We start from the raw sequence: 231 nt of genomic DNA on the forward strand, positions 1-231 counted from the left end.
CGGGCGTGATCCTGTGGTAGAGGAACACCGCGCGGCGCCGCATGCTGCCGAGCGCCTTGGCCGAGCGATAGCGGCGCGCGAGGTCGCGTGCGGTGATCTCGCCGACCTGGCGGATGCCGAGCGAGAAGAGGAAGCGGTCGAGCGCGATCTGGCGGCGCGCGTCGCTCGCGGCGATCAGCTTGGCCGCCCAGACGCGGCCGTCCTTCTTGCGCGCGACGAGCTGTTCCTCGG

1 protein-coding gene is annotated in these 231 nt (G+C 72.3%); it reads right to left on the reverse strand.

Annotation, left to right across the window (positions count from 1 at the left end; genetic code table 11):
* The coding region (locus AC0CH3_RS18075) for a helix-hairpin-helix domain-containing protein (RefSeq protein WP_465238155.1) at positions 1 to 231 on the reverse strand (231 nt) is incomplete at both ends.

It is taken from the genome of Sphingomonas sp. AC449, assembly GCF_979253475.1.